General features: G+C 59.9%; 20 protein-coding genes and 4 tRNA genes. 19 read left to right on the forward strand and 5 right to left on the reverse strand.

What is annotated here, in order from left to right:
• Positions 1 to 84 precede the first annotated feature (84 nt).
• Positions 85 to 1,281, reverse strand: a complete 1,197-nt coding sequence (locus JOE39_RS03435) for an amino acid aminotransferase (RefSeq protein ID WP_024649960.1) — start codon at positions 1,279 to 1,281, stop codon at positions 85 to 87.
• 402 nt (positions 1,282 to 1,683) lie between these two features.
• On the opposite strand from JOE39_RS03435, the gene uvrB reads away from it, so the two are divergent.
• From uvrB to JOE39_RS03480, 9 genes are all read left to right on the forward strand, one after another.
• Positions 1,684 to 3,699 carry an excinuclease ABC subunit UvrB gene (uvrB, locus tag JOE39_RS03440; RefSeq protein WP_024649959.1) on the forward strand — a complete coding sequence of 672 codons (2,016 nt, stop codon included), beginning with the start codon at positions 1,684 to 1,686 and terminating at the stop codon, positions 3,697 to 3,699.
• Positions 3,700 to 4,219: 520 nt separating this feature from the next.
• Positions 4,220 to 5,701, forward strand: a complete 1,482-nt coding sequence (gene gltX / locus JOE39_RS03445; RefSeq protein WP_046266695.1) for a glutamate--tRNA ligase — start codon at positions 4,220 to 4,222, stop codon at positions 5,699 to 5,701.
• A gap of 148 nt (positions 5,702 to 5,849) precedes the next feature.
• Positions 5,850 to 5,925, forward strand: a tRNA-Ala gene (locus JOE39_RS03450).
• Between the two features lie 95 nt (positions 5,926 to 6,020).
• Positions 6,021 to 6,096 (forward strand) — tRNA-Glu (locus JOE39_RS03455).
• 51 nt (positions 6,097 to 6,147) lie between these two features.
• Positions 6,148 to 6,223, forward strand: a tRNA-Ala gene (locus JOE39_RS03460).
• Between the two features lie 46 nt (positions 6,224 to 6,269).
• Positions 6,270 to 6,345, forward strand: a tRNA-Glu gene (locus tag JOE39_RS03465).
• A gap of 525 nt (positions 6,346 to 6,870) precedes the next feature.
• Positions 6,871 to 7,332, forward strand: a complete 462-nt coding sequence (locus JOE39_RS03470; protein WP_103695333.1) for a thioesterase family protein — start codon at positions 6,871 to 6,873, stop codon at positions 7,330 to 7,332.
• Positions 7,333 to 7,361: 29 nt separating this feature from the next.
• Positions 7,362 to 8,327 carry a tRNA-dihydrouridine synthase family protein gene (locus tag JOE39_RS03475; RefSeq protein ID WP_210077894.1) on the forward strand — a complete coding sequence of 322 codons (966 nt, stop codon included), beginning with the start codon at positions 7,362 to 7,364 and terminating at the stop codon, positions 8,325 to 8,327.
• A gap of 129 nt (positions 8,328 to 8,456) precedes the next feature.
• On the forward strand, positions 8,457 to 8,900 hold the full coding sequence (locus JOE39_RS03480; RefSeq protein ID WP_003345647.1) for an Hsp20 family protein: 444 nt from the start codon (positions 8,457 to 8,459) through the stop codon (positions 8,898 to 8,900).
• Positions 8,901 to 8,966: 66 nt separating this feature from the next.
• On the opposite strand, the gene JOE39_RS03485 is transcribed toward JOE39_RS03480, so the two are convergent.
• Positions 8,967 to 11,159 carry a GGDEF domain-containing phosphodiesterase gene (locus JOE39_RS03485; RefSeq protein ID WP_210077892.1) on the reverse strand — a complete coding sequence of 731 codons (2,193 nt, stop codon included), beginning with the start codon at positions 11,157 to 11,159 and terminating at the stop codon, positions 8,967 to 8,969.
• A gap of 66 nt (positions 11,160 to 11,225) precedes the next feature.
• On the reverse strand, positions 11,226 to 12,098 hold the full coding sequence (locus JOE39_RS03490; protein WP_003345646.1) for a LysR family transcriptional regulator: 873 nt from the start codon (positions 12,096 to 12,098) through the stop codon (positions 11,226 to 11,228).
• Between the two features lie 145 nt (positions 12,099 to 12,243).
• On the opposite strand from JOE39_RS03490, the gene leuC reads away from it, so the two are divergent.
• From leuC to JOE39_RS03535, 9 genes are all read left to right on the forward strand, one after another.
• On the forward strand, positions 12,244 to 13,668 hold the full coding sequence (leuC, locus tag JOE39_RS03495; protein ID WP_003316525.1) for a 3-isopropylmalate dehydratase large subunit: 1,425 nt from the start codon (positions 12,244 to 12,246) through the stop codon (positions 13,666 to 13,668).
• Positions 13,669 to 13,678: 10 nt separating this feature from the next.
• Entirely contained in the window at positions 13,679 to 14,320 is a 642-nt protein-coding gene (gene leuD / locus JOE39_RS03500; protein WP_003423567.1) for a 3-isopropylmalate dehydratase small subunit, read from the forward strand.
• Between the two features lie 147 nt (positions 14,321 to 14,467).
• The gene (gene leuB / locus JOE39_RS03505; protein ID WP_003345644.1) at positions 14,468 to 15,550 is read left to right on the forward strand and encodes a 3-isopropylmalate dehydrogenase; all 1,083 of its coding nucleotides are present in this window, start codon (positions 14,468 to 14,470) and stop codon (positions 15,548 to 15,550) included.
• A gap of 70 nt (positions 15,551 to 15,620) precedes the next feature.
• A complete protein-coding gene (asd, locus tag JOE39_RS03510) occupies positions 15,621 to 16,733 on the forward strand; it encodes an aspartate-semialdehyde dehydrogenase (RefSeq protein WP_002552957.1) in 1,113 nt (370 codons plus the stop codon).
• Positions 16,734 to 16,913: 180 nt separating this feature from the next.
• Positions 16,914 to 17,918 carry a 2-dehydro-3-deoxygalactonokinase gene (locus JOE39_RS03515; RefSeq protein ID WP_016567766.1) on the forward strand — a complete coding sequence of 335 codons (1,005 nt, stop codon included), beginning with the start codon at positions 16,914 to 16,916 and terminating at the stop codon, positions 17,916 to 17,918.
• A gap of 1 nt (position 17,919) precedes the next feature.
• Entirely contained in the window at positions 17,920 to 18,555 is a 636-nt protein-coding gene (locus JOE39_RS03520) for a 2-dehydro-3-deoxy-6-phosphogalactonate aldolase (protein WP_003316530.1), read from the forward strand.
• 66 nt (positions 18,556 to 18,621) lie between these two features.
• Positions 18,622 to 19,770 carry a galactonate dehydratase gene (dgoD, locus tag JOE39_RS03525; protein WP_003394509.1) on the forward strand — a complete coding sequence of 383 codons (1,149 nt, stop codon included), beginning with the start codon at positions 18,622 to 18,624 and terminating at the stop codon, positions 19,768 to 19,770.
• Positions 19,771 to 20,096: 326 nt separating this feature from the next.
• Positions 20,097 to 21,407, forward strand: a complete 1,311-nt coding sequence (locus JOE39_RS03530) for an MFS transporter (RefSeq protein ID WP_003316531.1) — start codon at positions 20,097 to 20,099, stop codon at positions 21,405 to 21,407.
• A 79-nt stretch (positions 21,408 to 21,486) separates the two neighbouring features.
• Complete coding sequence (locus tag JOE39_RS03535) at positions 21,487 to 22,296, forward strand: IclR family transcriptional regulator (RefSeq protein ID WP_004418314.1); 810 nt, start codon at positions 21,487 to 21,489, stop codon at positions 22,294 to 22,296.
• 11 nt (positions 22,297 to 22,307) lie between these two features.
• Here JOE39_RS03535 and JOE39_RS03540 read toward each other — a convergent pair whose 3' ends face one another.
• Complete coding sequence (locus JOE39_RS03540; RefSeq protein ID WP_003394533.1) at positions 22,308 to 23,360, reverse strand: NAD(P)-dependent alcohol dehydrogenase; 1,053 nt, start codon at positions 23,358 to 23,360, stop codon at positions 22,308 to 22,310.
• Positions 23,361 to 23,539: 179 nt separating this feature from the next.
• On the opposite strand from JOE39_RS03540, the gene JOE39_RS03545 reads away from it, so the two are divergent.
• A complete protein-coding gene (locus tag JOE39_RS03545; RefSeq protein ID WP_032660594.1) occupies positions 23,540 to 24,433 on the forward strand; it encodes an AraC family transcriptional regulator in 894 nt (297 codons plus the stop codon).
• 101 nt (positions 24,434 to 24,534) lie between these two features.
• On the opposite strand, the gene JOE39_RS03550 is transcribed toward JOE39_RS03545, so the two are convergent.
• Entirely contained in the window at positions 24,535 to 26,190 is a 1,656-nt protein-coding gene (locus JOE39_RS03550; RefSeq protein ID WP_003394534.1) for an electron transfer flavoprotein-ubiquinone oxidoreductase, read from the reverse strand.
• Positions 26,191 to 26,701 lie beyond the last annotated feature (511 nt).

A 26,701-nucleotide genomic window follows, 5' to 3' on the forward strand; every position in this document is an offset into this window, starting at 1 on the left:
CCGCAAGCTGCAAGCTGCAAGCTACAAGCAAGAGCGGTTCTGCTTTTACTTGCAGCTTGCAGCTTTCGGCTTGCAGCTTAAAGCTTAAAGAACCTGCTTGATCGCGTCACACACTACGTCAATGTTCTTCTGATTCAGCGCGGCCACGCAGATACGCCCGGTGTCCAGCGCGTAGATGCCGAACTCGCTGCGCAGGCGCTGGGCCTGTTCGGCGGTCAGACCGGAGTAGGAGAACATGCCGCACTGGCGCGCGACGAAGCTGAAGTCCTGACCGGCCGGATTATCAGCCAGACGCTCGACCATCGCCTTGCGCATGCCCTGGATGCGCAGGCGCATTTCGCCCAGTTCCTCTTCCCACATTGCGCGCAACGTCGGGTCGTTAAGCACCGCTGCGGAGATGATCGCACCGTGGGTCGGCGGGTTGGAGTAGTTGGTGCGGATCACGCGTTTGACCTGGGACAGGACGCGAGTGGTTTCTTCTTTCGATTCGGTAATGATCGACAACGCGCCGACGCGTTCGCCATAAAGCGACAGCGATTTGGAGAACGAGCTCGAGGCGAAGAAGGTCAGGCCCGACTCGGCGAACAGGCGCACTGCCAGCGCATCTTCCTGAATGCCCTGACCGAAGCCTTGATAGGCCATGTCCAGAAACGGGACGTGGCCCTTGGACTTGACCACTTCCAGCACTTTTTTCCAGTCATCCAGGCTCAGGTCGACCCCGGTCGGGTTGTGGCAGCAGGCGTGCAGCACGACCACCGAGTTGTTCGGCAGGTTGTGCAGGTCTTCGAGCATGCCGGCACGGTTCACGTCGTGAGTGGCAGCGTCGTAGTAGCGATAGTTCTGCACCGCAAAGCCCGCGGTTTCAAACAGCGCACGATGGTTTTCCCAGCTCGGGTCGCTGATGGCGACGACGGCATCGGGCAGCAACTGCTTGAGGAAGTCGGCACCGATCTTCAGTGCGCCGGTGCCGCCGACCGATTGGGTGGTCAGCACGCGGCCCGAGGCGATCAGCGGCGAATCGGCGCCCAGCAACAGTTTTTGCACGGCCTGGTCATAGGCGGCAATACCGTCGATCGGCAGGTAGCCACGCGGGGCATGCTGGGCCACGCGGACCTTCTCGGCTTCGGCCACGGCGCGCAGCAGGGGAATGCGCCCGTCTTCATCACAGTAGACGCCTACGCCAAGGTTGACCTTGGTGCTGCGGGTGTCGGCGTTGAAGGCTTCGTTGATACCCAGGATCGGATCGCGGGGTGCCATTTCGACAGCGGAAAACAGGCTCATGGTGCGGCGGCTCTTGGTGAAGAGTGGGAAGGGGACACGCTGAGGCTCGATGCGCCAAAGCGGTGCGCAAACAGAGCGTAGTATAGAGAGCATCCCCTCGCTGATCGACAGTGCAGGGCGGGTTTTTTACAGGTTTTTGCGCATATTTGTAGAACGTTCGTTCGGTTAAAACCTCAATGCTTTAAGTGCGTGCCTTGAAAGGCTGATATATGACTCCATCTATTAGCCATCACTTCAAAACATCGCACGCCTGCTTCCCGGCGGGAACGGCTGTTTGCGATGATTTCGTCGTTGCGCGCCGTCATGCGCCGACGAATATTTCCAGTTGTGCCGTCGAGGCGGTCAGGTCGCGGAAAGATTCGCGCGAACCCCGTCACACGCGCACCATTCAAGAGGTCAGTTATGTCCGAGTTCCAGCTCGTTACCCGCTTTGAGCCAGCCGGCGATCAGCCCGAGGCCATTCGCCAACTGGTCGAAGGGATCGACGCCGGGCTCGCACACCAGACCTTGCTCGGGGTGACCGGCTCGGGCAAGACGTTCAGCATCGCCAACGTGATCTCGCAGATCAAGCGCCCGACGCTGGTGCTGGCGCCGAACAAGACCCTGGCCGCACAGTTGTATGGCGAATTCAAGGCGTTTTTCCCGAACAACGCCGTGGAATACTTCGTTTCCTACTACGACTACTACCAGCCTGAAGCCTACGTGCCGTCGTCCGACACCTTCATCGAGAAGGATGCGTCGATCAACGACCACATCGAGCAGATGCGTCTGTCCGCGACCAAGGCGTTGCTGGAGCGCAAGGATGCGATCATCGTCACCACGGTGTCGTGCATATACGGTCTGGGCAGTCCGGAAACCTACCTGCGCATGGTCATGCACATCGATCGCGGTGACAAACTCGATCAGCGTGCCTTGCTGCGCCGTCTGGCGGACCTGCAATACACCCGTAATGACATGGACTTTGCCCGTGCGACATTCCGGGTGCGCGGTGATGTGATCGACATCTACCCGGCCGAATCCGATCTGGAAGCGATTCGTATCGAGCTGTTCGATGACGAGGTCGAGAGCCTGTCGGCGTTCGATCCGCTGACCGGCGAGGTGATCCGCAAGCTGCCGCGCTTCACCTTCTACCCGAAAAGCCACTACGTCACCCCGCGCGAAACGCTGATCGAAGCGATGGAAAACATCAAGGTCGAACTGCAGGAGCGCCTCGAGTACCTGCGCAGCCAGAACAAACTGGTGGAAGCCCAGCGTCTTGAGCAGCGCACCCGTTTCGATCTGGAAATGATGCTGGAGCTGGGCTACTGCAACGGTATCGAAAACTACTCGCGCTACCTGTCGGGCCGTCCCTCCGGTGCGCCGCCGCCGACCCTTTTTGATTACCTGCCCCCGGATGCCTTGCTGGTGATCGACGAATCTCACGTCAGCGTGCCGCAGGTCGGCGCGATGTACAAAGGTGACCGTTCGCGCAAGGAAACCCTGGTCGAGTACGGCTTCCGCCTGCCGTCGGCACTGGATAACCGGCCGATGCGCTTCGACGAGTGGGAGGCGATCAGCCCGCAGACCATTTTTGTCTCGGCGACTCCGGGTAACTACGAGGCCGAGCACGCCGGGCGTATCGTCGAGCAGGTGGTGCGTCCGACCGGCCTGGTGGACCCGCAGATCGAGATTCGTCCGGCGCTGACCCAGGTCGACGATCTGCTGTCGGAAATTCACAAGCGTGCTGCGCTCGAAGAGCGGGTGCTGGTCACCACGCTGACCAAGCGCATGTCCGAGGATTTGACCGACTACCTGAGCGACCACGGGGTGCGCGTGCGTTACCTGCACTCGGACATCGATACGGTGGAACGCGTCGAAATCATCCGCGACCTGCGCTTGGGGACGTTCGATGTGCTGGTGGGCATCAACCTGCTGCGTGAAGGTCTGGACATGCCGGAAGTGTCGCTGGTGGCAATTCTCGATGCCGACAAGGAAGGCTTCCTGCGTTCCGACCGTTCGCTGATCCAGACCATTGGCCGGGCGGCACGGAACCTCAACGGCCGGGCGATTCTGTATGCCGACCGGATTACCGGCTCGATGGAGCGCGCCATCGGCGAGACCGAGCGACGTCGCGAGAAGCAGATCGCCTTCAACCTGGAACATGGCATTACGCCCAAAGGCGTATTCAAGGACGTCGCCGACATCATGGAAGGCGCCACCGTGCCCGGCTCGCGCAGCAAGAAGCGCAAAGGCATGGCCAAAGCCGCCGAAGAAAACGCCCGCTACGAGAACGAACTGCGCTCGCCGAGCGAGATCAACAAACGCATTCGCCAACTGGAAGAAAAAATGTACCAACTGGCCCGCGACCTGGAATTCGAGGCCGCCGCACAAATGCGCGACGAAATCGGCAAACTGCGCGAGCGGTTGCTGGCGGTTTGATGGGCTAGCCGACGCTTGCGTCAATCCGCGCTGACCTGCATGCCAATGCTCCGTGTTGGCAGGCAGGTCGTTACGCTCTGTGTCAAAAGTCTTCAGTGCCGCACAACGTCATGCCGCGCCTCTATGAGGCCGCCATACGCGCTTTTCGATCACGATGGCACAGACGACGCAGAGTGCGACGTAAGTGCCAGGGCGAAGGAACCCGACGAAGTCGGGCCGGAAACCGGAGCGAGGGGGTTTGCCTACTTTGGCCCCATCAAAGTAGGTCGCCGAGGGGCGAAAAGGTGACCTGAGCCGAACCCCAATCCACCTGAAAAAGAAAAACCGCCGTGTGACGCAGAGCATCACGAACTGCATGCCAATGCGGAGCATTGGCACGATAATCAGCTGAATTTTTTTACAGCTCCGGGCGCGGAGCATGTGGAACGAGAGACGTCCGGGCAATTGCCTTTCTTGCTGGAGCCCCATGCCCCCGGCCTGTTAACATTCCGCGCTTGATCGACATAATTCGGGATTTTCCATGACCACCGTTCGTACCCGCATCGCGCCATCGCCCACAGGCGACCCCCACGTCGGCACGGCCTACATCGCGCTGTTCAACTACTGCTTTGCCAAACAGCATGGCGGCGAGTTCATCCTGCGCATTGAAGACACCGATCAACTGCGCTCTACCCGCGAGTCCGAACAGCAGATCTTCGACGCACTGCGCTGGCTGGGCATCGACTGGAGCGAAGGCCCCGACGTCGGTGGTCCTCACGGCCCCTACCGCCAAAGCGAGCGCGGCGACATCTACAAGAAATACGCGCAGCAACTGGTCGACATGGGTCATGCCTTCCCGTGCTTCTGCACCGCCGAAGAGCTGGACCAGATGCGCGCCGAACAGCAGGCCAAGGGCGAAACTCCGCGCTATGACGGTCGTGCCTTGCTGCTCACCAAGGAAGAAGTTCAGCGCCGCCTGGATGCCGGCGAGCCACACGTGATCCGCATGAAAGTGCCGACCGAAGGCGTCTGCGTCGTCCCTGATATGCTGCGTGGCGAAGTCGAAATCCCGTGGGACCGCATGGACATGCAGGTCCTGATGAAGACCGACGGCCTGCCGACCTACTTCCTCGCCAACGTCGTCGATGACCACCTGATGGGCATCACCCACGTATTGCGCGGCGAAGAATGGCTGCCATCGGCACCCAAACTGATCCTGCTGTACGAATACTTCGGCTGGGACAAGCCGCAACTGTGCTACATGCCGCTGCTGCGTAACCCCGACAAGAGCAAGCTGTCCAAGCGCAAGAACCCCACCTCGGTGACTTTCTACGAGCGCATGGGCTTCATGCCCGAGGCGATGCTCAACTACCTGGGGCGCATGGGCTGGTCGATGCCTGACGAGCGCGAGAAGTTCTCCTTGCAGGAGATGGTCGACAACTTCGACCTGTCGCGTGTTTCGCTGGGCGGGCCGATCTTCGATATCGAAAAGCTTTCCTGGCTCAATGGCCAATGGCTGCGTGATCTGCCGGTCGAGGAGTTTGCCTCACGTCTGAAGACCTGGGCGCTGAACCCTGACTACATGATGAAGATCGCACCGCATGTGCAGGGCAGGGTAGAGACCTTCAGTCAGGTCGCACCGCTGGCCGGCTTCTTCTTCGCAGGTGGCGTCACGCCTGATGTGAAGCTGTTCGAACACAAGAAGCTGTCTCCGGAGCAGGTGCGTCAGGTGATGCAGCTGATCCTGTGGAAGCTGGAATCGCTGCGTCAGTGGGAGAAGGACCGCATCATGGGTTGCATCCAGGCCGTGGTCGAACATCTCGAACTCAAGCTGCGTGATGCCATGCCACTGATGTTCGCTGCGATCACCGGTCAGGCCAATTCGGTCTCGGTGACCGATGCGATGGAAATCCTCGGTCCTGACCTGACCCGCTTCCGGCTGCGTCAGGCACTCGATTTGCTGGGCGGCGTTTCCAAGAAAGAAAACAAGGAATGGGAAAAGCTGCTGGGCTCGATTGCCTGAGGCATTACCTGTTCCTGTGAATCGCCCCCGGTTCTCCGGGGGTTGAATGGTAAGTGGTTGTATTACCGACAAAAAAGTTTGCAGATTGTAGAAAATAAATTTGACAGCCCTGTCACTCACGCTTAATATGCGCCCCGTCCACTGATGTGGGGCTTTAGCTCAGCTGGGAGAGCGCCTGCATGGCATGCAGGAGGTCAGCGGTTCGATCCCGCTAAGCTCCACCAAATTTAGCGTTGCAGAGTGCTGCTACACTGCTCTGGAATCTGGAATGATGTGAAACAAGCGGATCCAGCGACCGTTTGTTTTGCGAGAAGGTTTTGTCCCCTTCGTCTAGTGGCCTAGGACACCGCCCTTTCACGGCGGTAACAGGGGTTCGAGTCCCCTAGGGGACGCCAGTTTCACCGAGTGATGCCGGAAGGTTGATCTCCGCCGAGAGGCGTAAATCCGGGGCTTTAGCTCAGCTGGGAGAGCGCCTGCATGGCATGCAGGAGGTCAGCGGTTCGATCCCGCTAAGCTCCACCAATTTTGCCAGGGTTCATCGTTCGATGAACCTGACTGAAGGTTTTGCGTCCCCTTCGTCTAGTGGCCTAGGACACCGCCCTTTCACGGCGGTAACAGGGGTTCGAGTCCCCTAGGGGACGCCACGATTTCCCGCTCTGCGGGACCAAGGGTCATTCGATTATTGAATGGCCCTTTTGTTTTTTCAGGGTTCGAAAAATCCTCCTTTCTGTTTTTATCTATTGCCACACTCAACTGTAACCGACTCTCTTGCCGATACTGCGTTGGCATGCCGTTCGGGACACTCCGCGTCCTCTATGCGTTCGCAACGCAGTGCGCCGCGAACTGCATCCTCGCGCTACAGCCCTCATGGTTATACATAAGTCTTGTGGGAGCGAGCTTGCTCGCGAAGAGGCCGGTATAGCTCCCAGGAAATAGGGGTTGGATGCATCGTCTTCGTGAGCAAGCTCACTCCCACAGGTCTGTGTCCAGTCTGCACGTACGGTTTCAGGCCTTTTATCCGGGCTTATCCAGACTTGTGTGTGACTCTGAGCGCTGTAGCGTGAAGAGCAAAAGGCGTTCCGAGGGGCCCTTTTCATGCCAGCGCGTGTGAACGCGCGCCATGACCCGCTACACTCCCGCCAATCACATCTACTCAAGCAGGAGCACGCATGGTCTGGGACCGGGCAACGCCGTTTGTCATCGATCTGAATGTCGCCGCCGAAGACATCGACGGGCTGGGGCACGCCAATAACGCCGTCTATGTGTCATGGCTGGAACGCTGTGCCTGGCGTCATTCGCAGTTCCTCGGGCTGGACCTCACCGAATACCGACGCCTTGACCGTGCGATGGCGGTGGTCAGGCATGAGGTCGACTACCTCGCCAGCGCCTACGAGAACGACGAGCTGCAACTGGCGACCTGGATCGTCGACTGGGACCGCCGCCTGAAAATGACCCGCTGTTTTCAGCTCAAGCGTCCTGCCGACAACCTGACCTTGCTGCGCGCGCAAACCACCTTTGTCTGCATCGAACTGTCCACTGGTAAGCCCAAGCGTATGCCTGCCGAGTTCATTGAGGGCTATGGCGCAGCCATCTCTGACAGCGCCGTTCCCAATCCGCACGTCGGGCAGTAAACTGCCGGACTTTTTTTCGAGTGTGACCCATGCAAATTGCTCTGGCGCCCATGGAGGGGTTGGTCGACGACATCCTGCGTAATGTGCTGACGAAAGTCGGCGGCATCGACTGGTGCGTGACCGAATTCATCCGGGTGTCCGAGCGCTTGATGCCGGCGCACTACTTCTACAAGTACGCATCGGAATTTCACCAGGGCGCGAAAACTGACGCCGGCACACCGTTGCGCCTTCAGTTGCTGGGCTCTGACCCGGTGTGCCTGGCCGAAAACGCCGCGTTCGCCTGCGAGTTGGGCGCCCCCGTGCTGGATCTCAACTTCGGCTGCCCGGCCAAGACCGTCAACCGCTCGCGTGGCGGCGCAATCCTGCTCAAGGAGCCGGAATTGCTGCATTCGATCGTCAGCCAGGTACGCCGTGCCGTGCCCCAACATATTCCTGTCACCGCCAAGATGCGTCTGGGTTACGAAAACACCGACGGCGCGCTGGATTGCGCGCGGGCATTGGCTGACGGCGGGGCAGAGCAAATCGTCGTTCACGCCCGCACCAAGGTCGACGGCTACAAGCCGCCGGCGCACTGGGAGTGGATTGCGCGCATTCAGGAAGTGGTCAAGGTTCCGGTGGTCGCCAACGGGGAAATCTGGACCGTTGAGGATTGGCGGCGTTGCCGCGAAATCTGTGGCGCGCGGGACATCATGATCGGTCGCGGGCTGGTGGCGCGTCCTGATCTGGCCCGGCAGATCGCTGCGGCGCAGAAGGGCGAAGAGGTCGTGCCAATCACCTGGGGCGAGCTACAGCCGATGCTGCGGGTCTTCTGGCAGGACTGCCTGGCGAAGATGACGCTGATTCAGGCGCCGGGCCGGCTCAAGCAGTGGCTGGTGCTGCTGACTAAGAGTTATCCCGAGGCGACCCTGATGTTCAATACGTTGCGCCGCGAGACCGACTGCGACCGCATCAGCGTATTGCTGGGCTGCGCGCCCGGTTGCTTACCCAGAAGCTGATCCCGACGAACGGTCAAAAAAATCCTGAAAAAAGTCTCTTGAAAAGCGAAAGGCTGTCCCTATTTTGGTGATCAAGCGATGCCGAAAACGGGTCGCGTAAACCACTCGCTGATAAACAGGAGAATTGTTATGGCTACTGCATTTTCTCTGGCTCCACTGTTTCGCAACTCAGTGGGATTCGACCGCTTCAACGACCTCTTCGAGTCGGCGGCACGAAATGAGACAACCAGCGGTTATCCGCCCTACAACGTCGAGCGGCACACCGATGACCATTATCGAATCGTGATCGCTGCAGCAGGTATGCAAGAGCAGGATCTCGAGTTGCAGGTCGAAAAAGGTGTGCTGACCGTAGTTGGCAACAAGCGCGAGCAAGAAGCCGAAAACGTGACGTATCTGCATCAGGGTATTGCCCGGCGTGAATTCAAGCTGTCATTCAGGCTGGCGGACAATATCGAAGTCAAAGGGGCCGATCTGTCTCACGGCCTGCTGAATATTGACCTGGTGCGCAACGTGCCGGAAGAAGCGAAACCAAAGCGTATTCCGCTCAATAGCCAGAAAGCGCTGGAAAACTGATCCGTCAGGTGATGTTGAGTCAGCGGCACGTAACAAAGAAGGCGCCTGCGGGGCGCCTTCTCTTTTTCAGTCCTGATGTGCGGTTTGCTGCGCAGGCCGCTTGAGCGCCAGCAAGGACTCGAACTGCGGGCCTGGCAGCGGTTCGCTGAACAGATAGCCTTGATAGGTGTAGCAGCCGACTTTTTCCAGAAATGCCAACTGCTCCGAGGTTTCCACGCCTTCCGCGATCACGTTCAGGTTGAGGCTCTGCGCCATGGCGACGATGGCACGGATGATTTCCGCGTCGTTGGGGTCGTTGGTGGCGTCCTGGACGAAAGACTGGTCTATCTTCAGCGTATCCACCGGCAAGCGCTTGAGGTAGGTCAGTGACGAATAGCCAGTGCCGAAATCATCCATCGCAAAGCTGACGCCCAGCGCCTTTAAGCTGAGCATCTTGAGGATGGTGTCGTCCAGATTCTGAATGACGATACCCTCGGTGATTTCCAGCTTGAGCATGGAGGCAGGCAGCTGGTGCAGCGTGAGGCTGCGCTCCACGCGCTCGATGAAATCATGCTGGAGAAACTGTCGCGGGCTGATATTGACGCCCATCAGGAATCTGTTTTCCGGGATCAGCCCCTGTCTTAACAGCAGGCCACCGGTTTTGCAGGCTTCGTTCAGAATATGGCTGCCGACCTCCAGAATCATGCCGCTTTCTTCAAGTATCTGCACGAACTGATCAGGCGCCAGCAAGCCGTATTCGGGGTGTTGCCAACGCAGCAGGGCCTCAGCCCCGGTGATGTATTCGTTGCGACAGTCGACCTGGGGCTGGAAGTGCAGATGAAATTCGTTACGGGTCAGTGCCAGGCGCAGGTCGTTTTCCAGGCGCAGACGCTGGCTGACGGCCTGTTGCATCGATACATGGAAAAACTGCGAAGCGTTGCGCCCGCAATCCTTGGCCCGATACAGGGCAATATCGGCGCGCTTGAGCAGATCGGCCGGGGTCAGCCCATCATCCGGAATCAGCACCACGCCGATGCTCGGTGTGACCTGCAGGCGATGGCCGTCGAGAAACATTGGTTCGGCCAGCAGGTTGCGCAGGTTGTCGGCCAGCTCCCGCACTTGCTGGGTGACCTCGTCCTGTGAGCCTTCCAGGCCGCAGATCAACACCACGAATTCGTCGCCGCCCAAGCGGGCCACGGTGTCTTCCTGGCGCACGCTGGCTTCCAGGCGCGCGGCGATGATGCTCAGGACGCTGTCGCCTACCGGATGGCCGAGCGAGTCGTTGATGTGCTTGAAATGGTCCAGATCGAGAAACAGCAGGGCACCGCGCAGGTTCTGGTGCTGAAGCAGCGACACTTGCTGGCTCAGGCGGTCGAGCAGCAGTGCGCGATTGGGCAGCCCGGTCAGCGGGTCGTGATAAGCCAGGTGCTGAATCTGCGCCTGGGCATTTTTAAGCGCGCCGATGTCGCGGGCATTCATCAACAGGCAGGCGGTGTTGTTCAGGGTGATGAATTCGACCGATATATCCAGTACCAGGGGCGCGCCGTGCTTGTCTCGACCGTCCATTTCCCGATGATGCACGCGGCCTTTCTGGCGCAATTCTTCAAGCATGTGTTCGCGCTGCAAGGTGTCGGTCCAGATACCGACCTCGTGCGCTGTACGGCCGAGCACTTCCTGCGCGCTGAAACCGGTCAGGCGAGTAAAACCATCGTTGACCTCGACATAGCGGCCCGAGTCGATTTCAGTGATGGTGATCGAGTCGGGGCTTGAATGAAACGCCTTGGCAAATTTTTCCTCGCTGGCCTCCAGGGCGATCTGCGCGCACTGTTGGGTAATGTCCATGAGGGTGCCGGACAGCCTGACGGGCTGGCCCTGTTCATCCCGGTAAATCCGCGCGCGGCCTTCAAGCAGGCGTGACGCTCCGTTTTTCAACTTGAACCGGTAGGTGACTTGAAGGCAGTCCTGCCCGGTTTCGAGTGCCACGGCATAGATCGCGCGCATTCGGCGGCGCTCTTCGCCGGGCAGGCTGCCAAAGAACTGCCCGCCAGACTCATCGAAGGGCAGCGCCGGCATGCCGTGCAGCAGCGCCGCGCGTGCCGAGGCTTGCAGTCGGTTGCGGATGATATCCAGATCCCAAGTGCCCATTTGCGCCAGGTCCAGCGCCAGCTCCAGGCGATCACGGGTTTCCTGCAGGGCCCGCTCTGCGTCCGTCAGCGGCAGCCTGGCGGAGGCCGACTGTGCGGTAGCTTTCGGCACGGCGTTATCCGGTAGGTTGGGCATGTTATCCGAGCCTTTAATCGATAGAACCGCCAGAGCGATCTGCCTGCGGCCTGCAGCAGCATCTACTCACTGTGTCTGCGCATCGAGCAATTTCATGAATGCCCGTGCCGCATTCGACAGCGTGCGTTCGGTGTGCAGGATGTAGCCTAGCTGGCGATTGAGCTGTACGCCCGGCAGCGGAATGCGCGCGACCTGCTCGTCGAGCATGGTACGTGGCAGAACACTCCAGGCCAGGCCGATGGAAACCATCATCTTGATGGTCTCCATATAGTTGGTGCTCATGGCGATGTTGGGCTTTAGGCCTTGGGCCTCGCACAATCCGCTGACAATGTGATGGGTAAACGTGTTACCGCCGGGAAATACCGCCGGATAGCGCACAATATCCTCCAGCTTCATCGGGCCGCTGTTGGCCAGCGGGTGCTCGGGTGCCGCGACGAAATCCAGCGGATCGTCCCAGACGGGCACGGCGCGGATCAGTGCATGCGGCTCGGGCGCCAGTGTAATGACTGCCAACTCGGCGCGCCCGTGAAGAATTTCCTCATAGGCAATTTCCGAATCCAGGAATTGAATGTCCAGTGCAACCTTCGGATAAGTGCGGGTAAAGGCCCGCAATATCGGAGGCAAACGATGCAGTCCTATGTGATGGCTGGTCGCCAGAGTCAACCGCCCGGTGACTTCCCCGGTCAGGTTGGTCAAAGCACGGCGGGTGTCATCCAGCACGTTGAGAATCTGGTAGGCGCGCGGCAGCAGGGCGCGTCCGGCCTCGGTCAGACTGACTTCGCGGCCCAGGCGGTCGAACAGGCGCACGTTGAGTTGCTGCTCCAGACCGGCAATCCGCTTGCTGATGGCCGGTTGGGTCAGGTAAAGGCGTTCGCCTGCCCCGGAGAAGCTACCGGTCTCGGCGATGGCGATAAAGGCATTGAGGTTGGCCAGGTCCATGGTCAGATTCCAGTTGGTTATCCAAAGTATGAAAATTATGAATTTGAGTTATTTAAGCATATTCCATAGGATGACCGCACAAGCCAAAGGGTCATCGCCACGATTGCCCAAGGCATAGAAAGAAGCTGATGAGGAAGTACGTCCGATGGCCGGGAAAACGCTCTACGACAAGCTCTGGGATTCGCATTTGGTCAAACAGCGCGACGATGGTTCGGCGCTGATCTACATTGATCGTCATATCATCCACGAAGTGACCTCGCCGCAGGCGTTCGAAGGTCTGCGGCTGGCGAAGCGCAAGCCTTGGCGGATCGACTCGATCATCGCCACGCCTGACCATAACGTGCCGACCACCGCGGAACGCAAGGGTGGCATCGGTGCCATCGAGGATCAGGTGTCGCGCTTGCAGGTGCAGACCCTCGACGACAACTGCGACGAGTACGGCATCACCGAATTCAAGATGAATGACCCGCGCCAGGGCATCGTCCACGTGATCGGCCCGGAGCAGGGCGCAACCCTGCCAGGCATGAGCGTGGTCTGCGGCGACTCGCACACCTCGACCCACGGCGCATTCGGTGCGCTGGCCCACGGCATCGGCACTTCCGAGGTCGAGCACGTGCTCGCTACCCAGTGCCTGGTTGCCAAGAAAATGAAGAACATGCTGGTGTCGGTCGAAGGGCAATTGCCGTTTGGCGTGACAGCCAAGGACATCGTACTGGCAGTGATCGGCAAGATCGGCACTGCCGGCGGTAACGGTTACGCCATCGAGTTCGCCGGCAGCGCGATCCGCGACCTGTCGATCGAAGGGCGCATGACCATCTGCAACATGTCCATCGAAGCGGGCGCGCGGGTTGGTATGGTGGCCACCGACGAGAAGACCGTCGAGTACGTCAAAGGCCGTCCGTTCGCACCCAAAGGCGCAGAGTGGGACCTCGCTGTCGAAGCCTGGAAGGACCTGGTGTCCGACCCGGACGCTGTGTTCGATACCGTGGTCAAGCTGGACGCCGCACAGATCAAGCCGCAGGTCAGCTGGGGCACCTCGCCGGAAATGGTCCTGGCGGTTGATCAGAACGTGCCGGACCCTGCGCAAGAGCCGGATCTGGTCAAGCGTGGCTCCATCGAGCGTGCGCTCAAGTACATGGGCCTGAAAGCCAATCAGCCGATTACCGACATCCAGCTGGACCGGGTATTCATCGGTTCCTGCACCAACTCGCGCATCGAAGACTTGCGCGCCGCTGCGGACGTTGCCAAAGGTCGCAAGGTGGCTTCAACCATCAAGCAGGCCATCGTGGTCCCAGGCTCGGGGCTGATCAAGGCGCAGGCCGAGAAGGAAGGGCTGGACAAGGTGTTCATCGAAGCCGGCTTTGAGTGGCGTGAACCGGGCTGCTCCATGTGCCTGGCGATGAACCCGGACCGCCTGGGTTCCGGCGAGCACTGCGCGTCGACCTCCAACCGTAACTTCGAAGGTCGTCAGGGGGCCGGTGGCCGCACGCATCTGGTGAGCCCGGCGATGGCCGCTGCCGCTGCGGTGAATGGCCGTTTCATCGATGTTCGCGACCTGATCCAGCACTGAGGAGTCCCGTATGAAAGCCTTTACCCAGCACCGTGGCCTGGTCGCTCCTCTGGATCGTGCCAACGTCGACACTGACCAGATCATTCCCAAGCAGTTTCTCAAGTCGATCAAGCGCACCGGTTTCGGTCCGAACCTGTTCGATGAATGGCGTTATCTGGACGTGGGGCAGCCTTACCAGGACAACTCCAAGCGCCCATTGAACACTGACTTCGTCCTCAACCACGAGCGGTATCAGGGTGCCAGTGTTCTGTTGGCCCGGGAAAACTTCGGCTGCGGCTCGAGCCGCGAACACGCGCCGTGGGCACTGGAAGAGTACGGTTTCTGCGCAATCATTGCGCCGAGCTACGCGGACATCTTCTTCAATAACAGCTTCAAGAACGGCTTGTTGCCGATCATCCTGTCCGAGGAAGACGTCGATCAACTGTTCAAGCAGGTGGAAGCCACGCCCGGTTATCAGTTGAGTATCGATCTGCAGGCGCAGACCGTGACCCGCCCGGATGGCAAGGTCCTGAGCTTTGAAATCGATGCGTTCCGCAAGCATTGCCTGCTCAACGGTCTGGACGATATCGGCCTGACGCTGATGGACGCCGAGGCCATCGCCGGTTTCGAGAGCAAGCATCGCGCCAGCCAGCCGTGGCTGTTTCGCGACTGATTGATTGCCAGCGGATGCATGTTTGCCAGTAAGGTGCAATTGCCCCTTGCTGGCAAAAGTGTTTTCGCGGCACGCTAAATTTTCTGTGGTATCGAGCGTTTCAAGCAGGCGTTGTCAAAGACGCCGATGCACAAAATCGAGGATGTTATGAGCAAGCAGATTCTGATTCTCCCTGGTGATGGTATTGGTCCGGAAATCATGACCGAAGCGGTCAAAGTGCTGGAGCTGGCCAATGAAAAGTATCAGCTGGGGTTTGAGTTGACCCACGACGTGATCGGCGGCGCGGCCATCGACAAGCACGGCGTGCCGCTGGCCGATGAAACCCTGGAGCGTGCCCGTGCGGCCGATGCCGTGCTGCTGGGTGCAGTCGGCGGCCCGAAATGGGACACCATCGAGCGCGACATCCGTCCTGAGCGCGGTCTGCTGAAAATACGCTCGCAACTGGGCCTGTTCGGCAACCTGCGTCCGGCGATCCTTTATCCGCAACTGGCCGACGCGTCGAGCCTGAAACCGGAAATTGTCGCCGGCCTGGATATCCTGATCGTTCGCGAGTTGACCGGTGGCATCTATTTCGGCGCGCCACGCGGCACGCGGGTGCTGGATAATGGCGAGCGTCAGGCTTACGACACACTGCCGTACAGCGAAAGCGAGATCCGCCGCATTGCCAAAGTCGGTTTCGACATGGCCATGGTGCGTGGCAAGAAGCTCTGCTCGGTGGACAAGGCCAACGTACTGGCGTCCAGCCAGCTGTGGCGCGAAATCGTCGAGCAGGTTGCCAAGGATTACCCTGAAGTCGAACTGAGCCACATGTACGTCGACAACGCTGCCATGCAACTGGTGCGTGCACCCAAGCAGTTCGATGTGATCGTGACCGACAACTTGTTCGGCGACATTCTCTCCGATCAGGCGTCGATGCTCACCGGCTCCATCGGCATGCTGCCGTCGGCCTCGCTGGACACGGCCAACAAGGGCATGTACGAGCCATGTCACGGTTCTGCGCCGGACATCGCCGGCAAAGGCATTGCCAACCCGTTGGCGACCATTCTGTCGGTGTCGATGATGCTGCGTTACAGCTTCAATCTGACCGATGCGGCCGACGCCATCGAAAAGGCTGTCAGCCTGGTTCTGGATCAGGGTATCCGCACCGGCGACATCTGGTCGGAAGGCAAAGTCAAAGTCGGTACGCAGGAAATGGGCGATGCTGTAGTCGCCGCGCTGCGGAATCTGTAATCTCTCTGGCCCGCCGCCTGCTGTGTACGCGCAGAGCGGCGGTCCCACTTTTATTCAAGGTGTAGTTGCGATGAAACGTGTAGGTCTGATCGGTTGGCGTGGCATGGTCGGTTCCGTGCTCATGCAGCGGATGCGGGAAGAGCAGGACTTCGATCTCATTGAGCCGGTGTTCTTCACTACTTCCAATGTCGGTGGCCAGGCGCCTTCGGTGGGCAAGGATGTTGCGCCCCTGAAAGATGCCTACAGCATCGACGAGCTGAAAACCCTGGACGTGGTGCTGACCTGCCAGGGTGGCGACTACACCAATGAGGTGTTCCCCAAGCTGCGCGAAGCGGGCTGGCAGGGTTACTGGATCGATGCGGCGTCGAGCCTGCGCATGCAGGATGACGCGGTCATCGTGCTTGACCCGGTGAACCGCAAGGTCATCGACCAGCAACTGGATGCGGGTACCAAGAACTATATCGGTGGCAACTGCACCGTCAGCCTGATGCTGATGGGCCTGGGCGGCCTGTTCGATGCCGGTCTGGTCGAGTGGATGAACGTCATGACCTATCAGGCGGCCTCCGGCGCCGGCGCGCAGAACATGCGTGAGCTGATCCGGCAAATGGGCGCGGTGCATGCTTCGGTGGCCGATGATCTGGCCAACCCGGCCAGCGCCATTCTGGACATCGACCGCAAGGTGGCTGAAGCCATGCGCAGCGAGTCGTTCCCCACCGAGAACTTCGGCGTGCCGCTGGCGGGCAGCCTGATCCCGTGGATCGACAAGGCCCTGCCAAACGGCCAGAGCCGCGAAGAGTGGAAAGGCCAGGCCGAGACCAACAAGATCCTCGGTCGCTTCAAGAGCCCGATCCCGGTGGACGGCATCTGCGTTCGCATTGGTGCGATGCGCTGCCATAGCCAGGCGCTGACCATCAAGCTGAACAAGGATGTGCCGATTGCGGACATCGAAGGCTTGATCAGCCAGCACAACCCGTGGGTCAAGCTGGTGCCGAACAATCGCGAAGCCAGCATGCATGAGCTGAGCCCGACGGCGGTGACCGGCACCATGAGCATTCCGGTGGGGCGTCTGCGCAAACTGAACATGGGTTCGCAATACCTGGGCGCTTTCACCGTGGGTGACCAGCTGTTGTGGGGCGCTGCGGAGCCGCTGCGTCGCATGCTGAGAATCCTGCTGGAGCGTTGAGGCTTCGGTTTCACAGCAAACCCGCTTTCCGAAAGGGAAGCGGGTTTTTTAATGGCTGATACTTTTGATTGATCGCCCTTTGTCCCTATATATGGGATTGAAATTTACATATTGAGATAAGTGTAACAACGGGTTTATAGTCGTCCTGCACTCACTTCCAAAAAAACAACAGGTGACGCAATGCAGGCGCAATTGATCGCGCTCGATTGGGGGACAACCTCACTTCGTGCTTATCGACTTGGCGAACATGGCCAGGTACTGGAACAGCGCGCATTGAGCGCGGGCATCATGCAGTTGCCAACCACGCCGCGGCTGATCGCGGGGCAGTTCTGCAGTGACGGTTTCGAACTGGCCTTTGACCAGGCGTGCGGCGACTGGCTCGATGCCCAGCCAGACCTGCAGGTGATTGCCTGCGGCATGGTCGGCAGCGCGCAGGGCTGGCGCGAGGCGGCTTACCGGGAAACGCCGGCCAGCGTCAACGAACTGAGCGCAGCGTTGCAGACCGTGCGCAGCGTGCGCGGTGTAACCGTGCACATCATCCCCGGCGTCCTGCAGCGCTCGACCCTGCCTAACGTCATGCGTGGCGAAGAAACCCAGGTGCTGGGTGTGCTGGCGGGGCTCGAAGAAGGGCAGGGCAGCCAGCCTCTGCTGATCGGTCTGCCTGGCAGTCACTCCAAATGGGTGCAGGTAGAGCGCGGGCGCATCGTTCACTTCGACACCTTCATGACCGGCGAGGTCTACGCCGCACTCTGCGCACATACCATTCTCGGACGCACTATGCAGCCTTCGCAGGCGTTCGACGAGCAGGCGTTTGACCGCGGCCTGTCGATTGCTCTGTCCGACGCGGGCTCCGCGGGGCCGCTGTCGACGATTTTCAGCACGCGAACGCTCGGCCTGACCGGGCAATTGGCTGCTAGTGCGCAACCTGACTATCTTTCCGGCCTGTTGATTGGCCATGAACTGGGTGCCATCGCCAGGCTGCATCTGCACAACCACGAACAATTGCCTGCGGTGATCCTCATCGGCAGTGATTCGCTGTGCACGCGCTATGCACGCGGGCTTGCGGTTTGTGGCTTTCCCGGGGTGACATTGGCCGAGCAGGCGACCGAGCGTGGCCTGTGGCAGGTCGCCGTTCAGGCCGGTCTGATCGCGCGCCGCTCGTCCCAACACATTCGAGAGGTTTGACATGCTCAAGCAAGCATTGAAAGAAAATGGCCTGGTCGCGATTCTGCGCGGCCTGCGTCCCGAAGAAGCGCCTGCCGTGGGCGATGCGCTGTACGAGGCGGGGTTTCGGGTCATCGAAGTGCCGCTCAACTCCCCGCAACCGTTCGACAGCATCCGCTTGTTGCGTCAGCAATTGCCTGCCGATTGCCTGATCGGTGCTGGCACCGTGCTCACCGCTGAGCAGGTGACTCAGGTCAAGGATGCCGGCGGGCAAGTGATCGTTATGCCGCACAGTGACGCCAAGGTGCTGCGTGCGGCCAAGGCGGCCGGGCTGTTCCTGTCGCCAGGGGTCGCGACGCCGACCGAAGCCTTTGCGGCACTGGCCGAAGGTGCCGATGTGCTCAAGCTGTTTCCTGCCGAGCAAATGTCGCCTGCGGTGGTCAAGGCGTGGCTGGCGGTCTTGCCCAAGGGCACGATTCTGCTGCCGGTCGGGGGGATTTCGCCGGACAACATGAAGGTATTTCTCGATGCGGGCGTGAAGGGGTTTGGCCTGGGCTCCGGGCTGTTCAAACCCGGCATGAGCGTCGCAGACGTCACCGAGCGTGCCCAGGCCTATGTGGCGGCCTGGAAGCTGCACAGCGCAGCGCTTGCAGACTGACCGGCGCAGACGCCGTCGTGCAGTAGCCGCTATCCAACAAGAGAATCAACAAGAGAAACCGCACTCATGAAAATCACCAAACTCACCACGTTCATCGTTCCGCCGCGCTGGTGCTTCCTCAAGGTCGAGACCGACGAGGGCGTTGTCGGCTGGGGCGAGCCAGTGGTCGAAGGCCGCGCGCACACGGTCGCTGCCGCTGTGGAAGAGCTTTCCGATTACCTGATCGGCAAGGATCCGCGCAACATTGAAGACATCTGGACCGTGCTGTACCGCGGCGGCTTCTACCGCGGCGGCGCGATTCACATGAGTGCGCTGGCCGGTATCGATCAGGCGTTGTGGGACATCAAGGGCAAGGCGCTGGGGGTGTCGGTCAGTGATCTGCTCGGCGGTCAGGTGCGTGACAAGATTCGCGTCTATTCGTGGATTGGCGGTGATCGACCCGCCGATACGGCGCGCGCCGCCAAGGAAGCGGTCGAGCGCGGTTTTACGGCGGTGAAGATGAATGGCACCGAAGAGCTGCAGTTTCTCGACACTTTCGACAAGGTCGACCTGGCACTGGCCAACGTGGCCGCCGTGCGTGATGCAGTGGGGCCGAATGTCGGCATCGGTGTGGACTTCCACGGCCGGGTTCACAAGCCGATGGCCAAGGTGCTGATGAAGGAGCTGGACCCGTACAAGCTGATGTTCATCGAAGAGCCGGTGCTCAGCGAGAACTATGAAGCACTGAAGGAACTGGCGCCGCTGACCAGCACTCCGATTGCGCTGGGCGAGCGGCTGTTCTCGCGCTGGGACTTCAAGCGTGTGTTGAGCGAAGGCTACGTCGACATCATCCAGCCGGATGCCTCGCACGCCGGTGGCATTACCGAAACCCGCAAGATCGCCAACATGGCTGAAGCCTACGACGTCGCACTGGCGCTGCATTGCCCGCTGGGGCCTATCGCGCTGGCGGCCTGCCTGCAACTGGACGCGGTTTGCTACAACGCCTTCATCCAGGAGCAGAGCCTGGGTATTCACTACAACGAAAGCAACGACCTGCTCGATTACGTCAAGCACCCGGAAGTCTTTGACTACGACAAAGGCATGGTCAAGATCCCCAACGGCCCCGGCCTGGGCATCGAAATCAACGAAGAATACGTCATTGAACGCGCCGCCATCGGCCACCGCTGGCGCAACCCGATCTGGCGTCATGCGGATGGCAGTTTTGCCGAGTGGTAGAAAAGCAAATCCGCTAGCCATCGTTTCGGCGCTCTACGCTCATCGCCATACATAAGTCCTGAAGAGCCTGGAAAATGGGCGTTCAGGCTTCTGCCCGCAGGGCGTAGGAGCGAACGTGTTCGCGAACAGGCTTACCTGTTCTCTGAAAATGTTTCGTTTGAACAATTGTCTTCGCGAACACGTTCGCTCCTAAGGCCTTCGGCCAGAATCAAAAGCGCACTTGCGTATAACGATGAGCGCTCTGCGCGGGAACGAGAATCGGCGTGCCTTCAGCTCGGTTATATCGAAACACAGACCTCAATAAATCCAACAAGAGGCTACATTCCATGCGCACTCGAACTCTGGAGGGTGCGGCATCCCTGGTGACGCCGTCCCGCAAACGTTTCTTTATCATGGTGCTGCTGTTCATCACCGTAGTGATCAACTACCTGGACCGCAGCAACCTGTCGATTGCCGCACCAGCGCTGACCTCAGAACTGGGCCTTGATCCGGTGCATGTCGGGCTGATCTTTTCCGCGTTCGGCTGGACCTACGCCGCCATGCAACTGCCCGGGGGCTGGCTGGTAGATCGCGTGCCGCCGCGCATTCTCTATACCGCAGCCCTGCTGCTGTGGTCCATTGCGACCATCATGCTCGGCTTCGCCGCCAGCTTCATCGCCCTGTTCGTACTGCGCATGGCGGTTGGTGCGCTGGAAGCACCTGCTTATCCGATCAACAGCCGCGTGGTCACCACCTGGTTTCCCGAGCGCGAGCGAGCCACCGCCATCGGCGTCTATACCTCCGGGCAGTTCGTCGGTCTGGCATTTCTGACCCCGGTACTGGCCTGGTTGCAGGCGCACTACGGCTGGCACATGGTGTTTGTCGCCACCGGTGGAGTCGGCGTGCTGTGGGCGCTGATCTGGTACACGGTGTATCGCGAGCCACGTGATTTCAAAGGCGTCAATCAGCAGGAAATCGAGCTGATCCAGGAGGGCGGCGGGCTGGTGGACATCCAGAAGGACGTCGAAAAACAGAAGCAGGCGTTCAGCTGGCTGGACCTGGGCATTGTGTTGAGCAGGCGCAAGCTGTGGGGCATCTACCTGGGGCAGTTCTGCCTGAACTCGACGCTGTGGTTTTTCCTGACCTGGTTCCCGACCTACCTGGTGAAATACCGGGGCATGGACTTCATCAAGTCCGGCCTGCTGGCGTCGTTGCCGTTCCTCGCCGCATTCGTCGGTGTGCTGTGCTCGGGCTTTTTTTCCGACTGGCTGATCCGTCGCGGGCATAGCGTAGGCTTTGCACGCAAGTTGCCTATCATTGCCGGACTGCTGATCTCGACCTCGATCATCGGTGCCAACTTCGTCGACTCCACGCCGCTGGTGATCACCTTTCTGGCGCTGGCGTTCTTCGGCAACGGTCTGGCGTCGATCACCTGGTCGCTGGTCTCGACGCTGGCACCGGCGCGCCTGCTGGGCCTGACCGGTGGCACGTTCAACTTCATCGGCAACCTCTCTGCCATCGCCACCCCGATCGTGATTGGCTTTCTGGCGTCGGGAGACTCGTTCGCGCCTGCCATCACCTACATTTCGGTCCTGGCGCTGCTGGGCGCGCTGTCGTACATCCTGCTGGTAGGGAAAGTGGAGCGTATCGAGCTCTGATATCGACGCATCCGGACACTGGCGGTGATAATGCCGCCGGTTTTCGATCCGAACCCTTTTGATCCGAGCAAGGCCTCTCATGCACAACGATTCGATCACCCCTGAAAAGATTACCGGCAAGGACTCCGTACCCACCGGGACTCAGACCTTGCTGCGCGGGCTGGGGGTGGTGCAGGCGGTTGCCGGTGGCGCACGGGACCTCAAGGAGATCGCCCGGCTGATCGGCACCACGCGCAGCACCACGCACCGTCTGGCCAGTTGCCTGGTCGAGGAGCGTTACCTGCGCATCGTTCCTCAGGTGGGCTATCTGCTTGGGCCAAAACTGATCGAGCTAGGGTTTCAGGCGCGTGAAGAGGTGCCCCTGGCGATGCTGGCCCGGCCGTATCTGGATCGCTTGTCGGAGCTGACCGGCGATACCGTGCATCTGGCAGTACGGGAAGGGGACGACGTGCTCTATCTGCACAAGAATCCCGGTCGCAATGGTCCGGAAATGCGTTCGCGGGTCGGGCATCGGATGCCGATGGTGCGCACCGGTATCGGCAAGGCGCTGCTGCTGGACAGTGCTCAGTCCGAGTGGCAGCGGCTGTATGAAATCAGCATGCCGAGCACAGGCAGAAATCCGCTATGGCCTGCTCATGAGCAGCAAACCTGGGAACAGTTGAAGGCACGGCGGGAGGAGTACGTAGAAGGAGGGTATGCATTCGATCTGGAGGACAACGAGCCGTCGATCCGTTGTGTCGCAGCGCCGGTACGTGATGCCAGCAAACAGATCGTTGCCGGCATCAGTGTCGCCAGTACCGTGCCCTACATGCCGTTGGAGAAGATGGCCGAGCTGGTTCCGCTGATCAAAACCATCGCAGCGGAACTCTCGGCCGATCTCGGCGGCTGATCGGCAGTCGATCAGGCCTTCAGCGTGGCCATGTCGATCACGAAGCGGTACTTCACGTCACCGGCCAGCATGCGCTCGTAGGCTTCGTTGATGTTGCGGATATCGAGCATTTCGATGTCGCAGGTGATGTCGTTCTCGGCACAGAAATCCAGTACTTCCTGAGTTTCCGCGATACCGCCAATCAACGAACCGGCCAGCACGCGACGGCTCATTACCAGGTTGGCCGCGTGTACTGGCGGCTCGATCGGCTCGATCAGGCCGACCAGAATGTGGGCGCCGTCGAAACGCAGTGTTTCCAGGTAGGGGTTCAGGTCGTGCTGCACCGGAATGGTGTCGAGCAGGAAGTCGAAGTGCCCGGCAGCAGCCTTCATCTGTTCAGCGTCGGTGGATACGATCACATGATCGGCGCCTTGACGATGTGCTTCCTGAGCCTTGGCGGCGGAGCGGGTGAACAGGGTCACTTCAGCGCCCATGGCCTTGGCGAACTTGATGCCCATGTGGCCCAGACCGCCCATGCCCAGAATGCCGACCTTGTCGCCCGCCTTGACGCCGTAGTGCTTGAGCGGCGAATAGGTGGTGATACCTGCGCAGAGAATCGGCGCAGCAGCGGCCGGATCGAGTTTTTCCGGGACGCGCACGACAAAGTGCTCGGCGACCACGATGCTGTTCGAGTAACCGCCCATGGTGTTGCTGCCGTCCACGCGGTCCGGCGTTGCGTAAGTCATGGTCGGGCCTTCCAGGCAGTACTGCTCGAGGTCCGACTTGCAGGCCGAGCATTCGCGGCACGAATCGACCATGCAGCCTACGCCGACCATGTCACCGACTTTGTATTTAGTGGCATTGGCGCCAGTGGCAGTGACGCGGCCAACGATTTCGTGGCCTGGCATCAGTGGGTAAACAGCAATGCCCCACTCGTTGCGCGCCTGGTGAATGTCGGAGTGGCAGACACCGCAATAAAGGATTTCGATGGCAACGTCGTCGGCACGCAGAGCGCGACGTTCGAAGGTCATCGGGGCGAGGGGAGCGGTAGCTGACTGTGCGGCGTAACCGATAGCTGTGTACATGTTTGACCTCGCAAGATGTAACGGAAGAGAGGCGAGCCATTGTCCTGATACAGGCCCTTCGCGGCTATGGTGAATCCTCCGTGTTTCATGCCTATTCCTCCGGCCTGAAATTTCAGGGTCGGCGCTGAGGCGCAAATCTGCGATGATACGGCTGTCTGTTTCTCTGCCAGGCTGTGCCCATGACCTTACCTGTTGTGCCGGATGGCAATGCCACCCTCGTTTCCCTGATCCAGCCGCTGGCAGTGCGCCCGGGGTTTGTCGCTACGCCGTTGCCGAAGGTCCGCGTGCTTTCGGCGTTTGGTTATGTCGCCAGCAGCCCGCAGATCTACGAGCCGAGCCTGATGATCGTGGTGCAGGGCAGCAAGGTCGCGTGCCTGGGGCCGCGCACGTTCGAATACGGCACCGGGCATTACCTGATTCAGGCGCTCTCTGTGCCGTTCAAGTGCGAAACGTTCGCCACTCCGGAAAAGCCGCTTTACGGCGTTTCAGTGGCCATTGACCGCGTGTTACTCGGTGAGCTGGTGCAGGCGATGGGCCCGGTCACCGGGCACGAGAGTCAGGTGCAGACGCCGGAGTCCATGACCTCGGTGCGCATCGACAACACCATGCGCGACAGTGTCGAGCGTTTGCTGCGTTGTCTGCATGATCCGCTGGAGTGTCAGGCCATGGGCCAGGCACGGATTCGCGAGGTACTGTACACCGCGCTGCGCGGACCGCAGTCGGGGGTGCTACGTGCGCTGGTCGAACAGCAGGGGCAGTTCGCACGAATTGCCTCGGCGGTGACCTACCTGCATGAGCATTATGACCACGCGCTGAACGTCGACACGCTGGCCAGTTGCGCGAACATGAGCACGTCGACCTTTCATGAGCATTTCAAGCGCAGCACGCTGTTGTCGCCGGTGCAGTACCTCAAGCGCCTGCGCCTGCTCAAGGCTCAGCAATTGCTGGTGGCCGAGGGCCTGGGTGTGGCGCAGGTCGCGTTGAAGGTCGGCTATCAAAGCGCGTCGCAGTTCAGTCGTGAATACAAACGTTACTTTGAGCGCAGACCGGGCGAAGAGGGATGTAGGGTTTAGCTGCAAGCTTCAAGCCGCAAGCTTCAAGATCAAAGCTTGTAGCTTGTAGCTTGTAGCTTGTAGCTTGTAGCTTGTAGCTTGTAGCTTGTAGCTGCTTCACCTCACATATTCGGGTAGGTCGGGCCGCCAGCGCCTTCCGGTGCTACCCAGGTGATGTTCTGCGACGGGTCCTTGATGTCGCAGGTCTTGCAGTGCACGCAGTTCTGCGCGTTGATCTGGAAGCGTTTCTCGCCGTCTTCCTTGGTGATGACTTCATACACGCCAGCCGGGCAGTAGCGCTGAGCTGGCTCGTCATACAGCGGCAGGTTCTTGCTGATCGGGATGCTCGGATCGGTCAGCTTCAGGTGGCAGGGCTGTTCCTCTTCATGGTTGGTGCTGGAGAGGAATACTGAACTGAGCTTGTCGAAGCTGAGCTTGCCGTCGGGTTTCGGGTAATCGATCTTCTTCGAGTCGGCTGCGAGCTTCAGGCAGGCGTAGTCCGGCTTGGTGTCGTGCAGCGTGAACGGCAGCTTGCCACCGAAAATGTTCTGATCGATGAAGTTGAATGCGCCGCCCTTGATCGCGCCGTATTTGTGGATCGCCACGCCAAAGTTACGGCTGGCGAACAGTTCTTCATGCAGCCAGCTGGCCTTGAAGGCGTCCACGTAGGCGTTCAGCACGTCGCCGCCTTCCTTGCCGGCGAGCAGCGCGTCGGCTACCGAATCGGCAGCCAGCATGCCTGACTTCATCGCCGTATGGCTGCCCTTGATCTTGGCGAAATTCAGCGTGCCCAGATCGCAGCCGATCAGCGCGCCGCCGGGGAAGACCATCTTCGGCAGGGAGTTCAAGCCGCCCTTGGCAATCGCACGGGCGCCGTAGCTGATGCGCTTGCCGCCTTCCAGGTACTGCTTGACCACCGGGTGATGCTTGTAGCGCTGGAATTCGTCGAACGGCGAGAGGTACGGGTTGCTGTAGGACAGGTCGATGATCAGGCCGACCACGACCTGATTGTTTTCCAGGTGGTACAGGAACGAGCCGCCCGGATTGTCATCGTCCAGCGGCCAGCCGGCGGTGTGCACCACCAGCCCCTGTTCATGTTTAGCCGGATCGACTTCCCAGATTTCCTTGAGGCCGATAGCGTAATGCTGCACGTCGGCTTCGTCGTCGAGCTTGAAGCGCTTGAGCAGCTGCTTGCCGATGTGACCACGGCAGCCTTCGGCGAACAGCGTGTACTTGGCGCGCAGTTCCATGCCGGGGGTGTACAGGCCTTCCTTCGGATTGCCTTCGCGGTCGACACCCAGGTCGCCGGTGACGATGCCGCGTACTACACCGTTTTCGTCGAACAGCGCTTCCTGAGCGGCAAAGCCCGGATAGATTTCGACACCGAGGTTTTCAGCCTGCTGCGCCAGCCAGCGGCACAGGTTGCCCAGCGAGATGATGTAGTTGCCATGGTTGTGCATGGTCTTGGGGACGAAAAAGTCCGGTATTTTCTGGGCTTTTTCGGCGTCGCGCAGCACATAGATGTCGTCGCGCTTGACCGGCGTGTTGAGCGGAGCGCCCAGTTCCTGCCAGTTGGGGAACAGTTCGTTCAGTGCGCGGGGCTCGAACACGGCACCGGAGAGGATGTGCGCACCGACTTCGGAGCCTTTTTCCACCACGCAGACGCTGATTTCCTGGCCAGCTTCAGCGGCCTTCTGTTTAAGGCGGCAAGCGGCAGAAAGCCCGGACGGGCCGGCTCCGACGATAACGACGTCGAATTCCATGTATTCGCGTTCCACAGGCTATCTCCTACTCTCAAGGCTCACGGTGTTTTTATGGGCACTGCTTTTTTGGTTGCTGCAGGCCGACGCATGGAGGTATTGAACCGCCTCGTCTTTTAATGGTTCGCATTATATCTACACCACTGCGCGGGTCCAATACAAACGTTTGTTTGAATCGGCCGCAGGCCAGATAAATCAAAGACACCAGACTCGGAACTGGCCGATTTGGCGTATTGACCGGAAAAGGCGTTGCGGTCAATATACGGGCGGTTTTGCGTTTGCCGTAGGCTGAAACGAGGTTCCCGGATTGCGGGCAATCTCTCAAAAGGCATCAGGCAGACGCGCTGCAGGCAACAGGTCAACGTCGCACGGCGCATTTTACACACCCAGCCGCTGCTTGACGGGTGACTCCCGGCTTTTATATGGCTTTTTAAAGCCGTCCGAATGGCCTGCACGCATAGCGATTGCTTGTTGAGGACACATATCGATCGCCTGGTGCCGCCGGGCGACTTCTTTTCACCGGAGAGTG

This window comes from Pseudomonas sp. PvP100 (assembly GCF_017833055.1).
Lineage (GTDB): Bacteria > Pseudomonadota > Gammaproteobacteria > Pseudomonadales > Pseudomonadaceae > Aquipseudomonas > Aquipseudomonas syringae.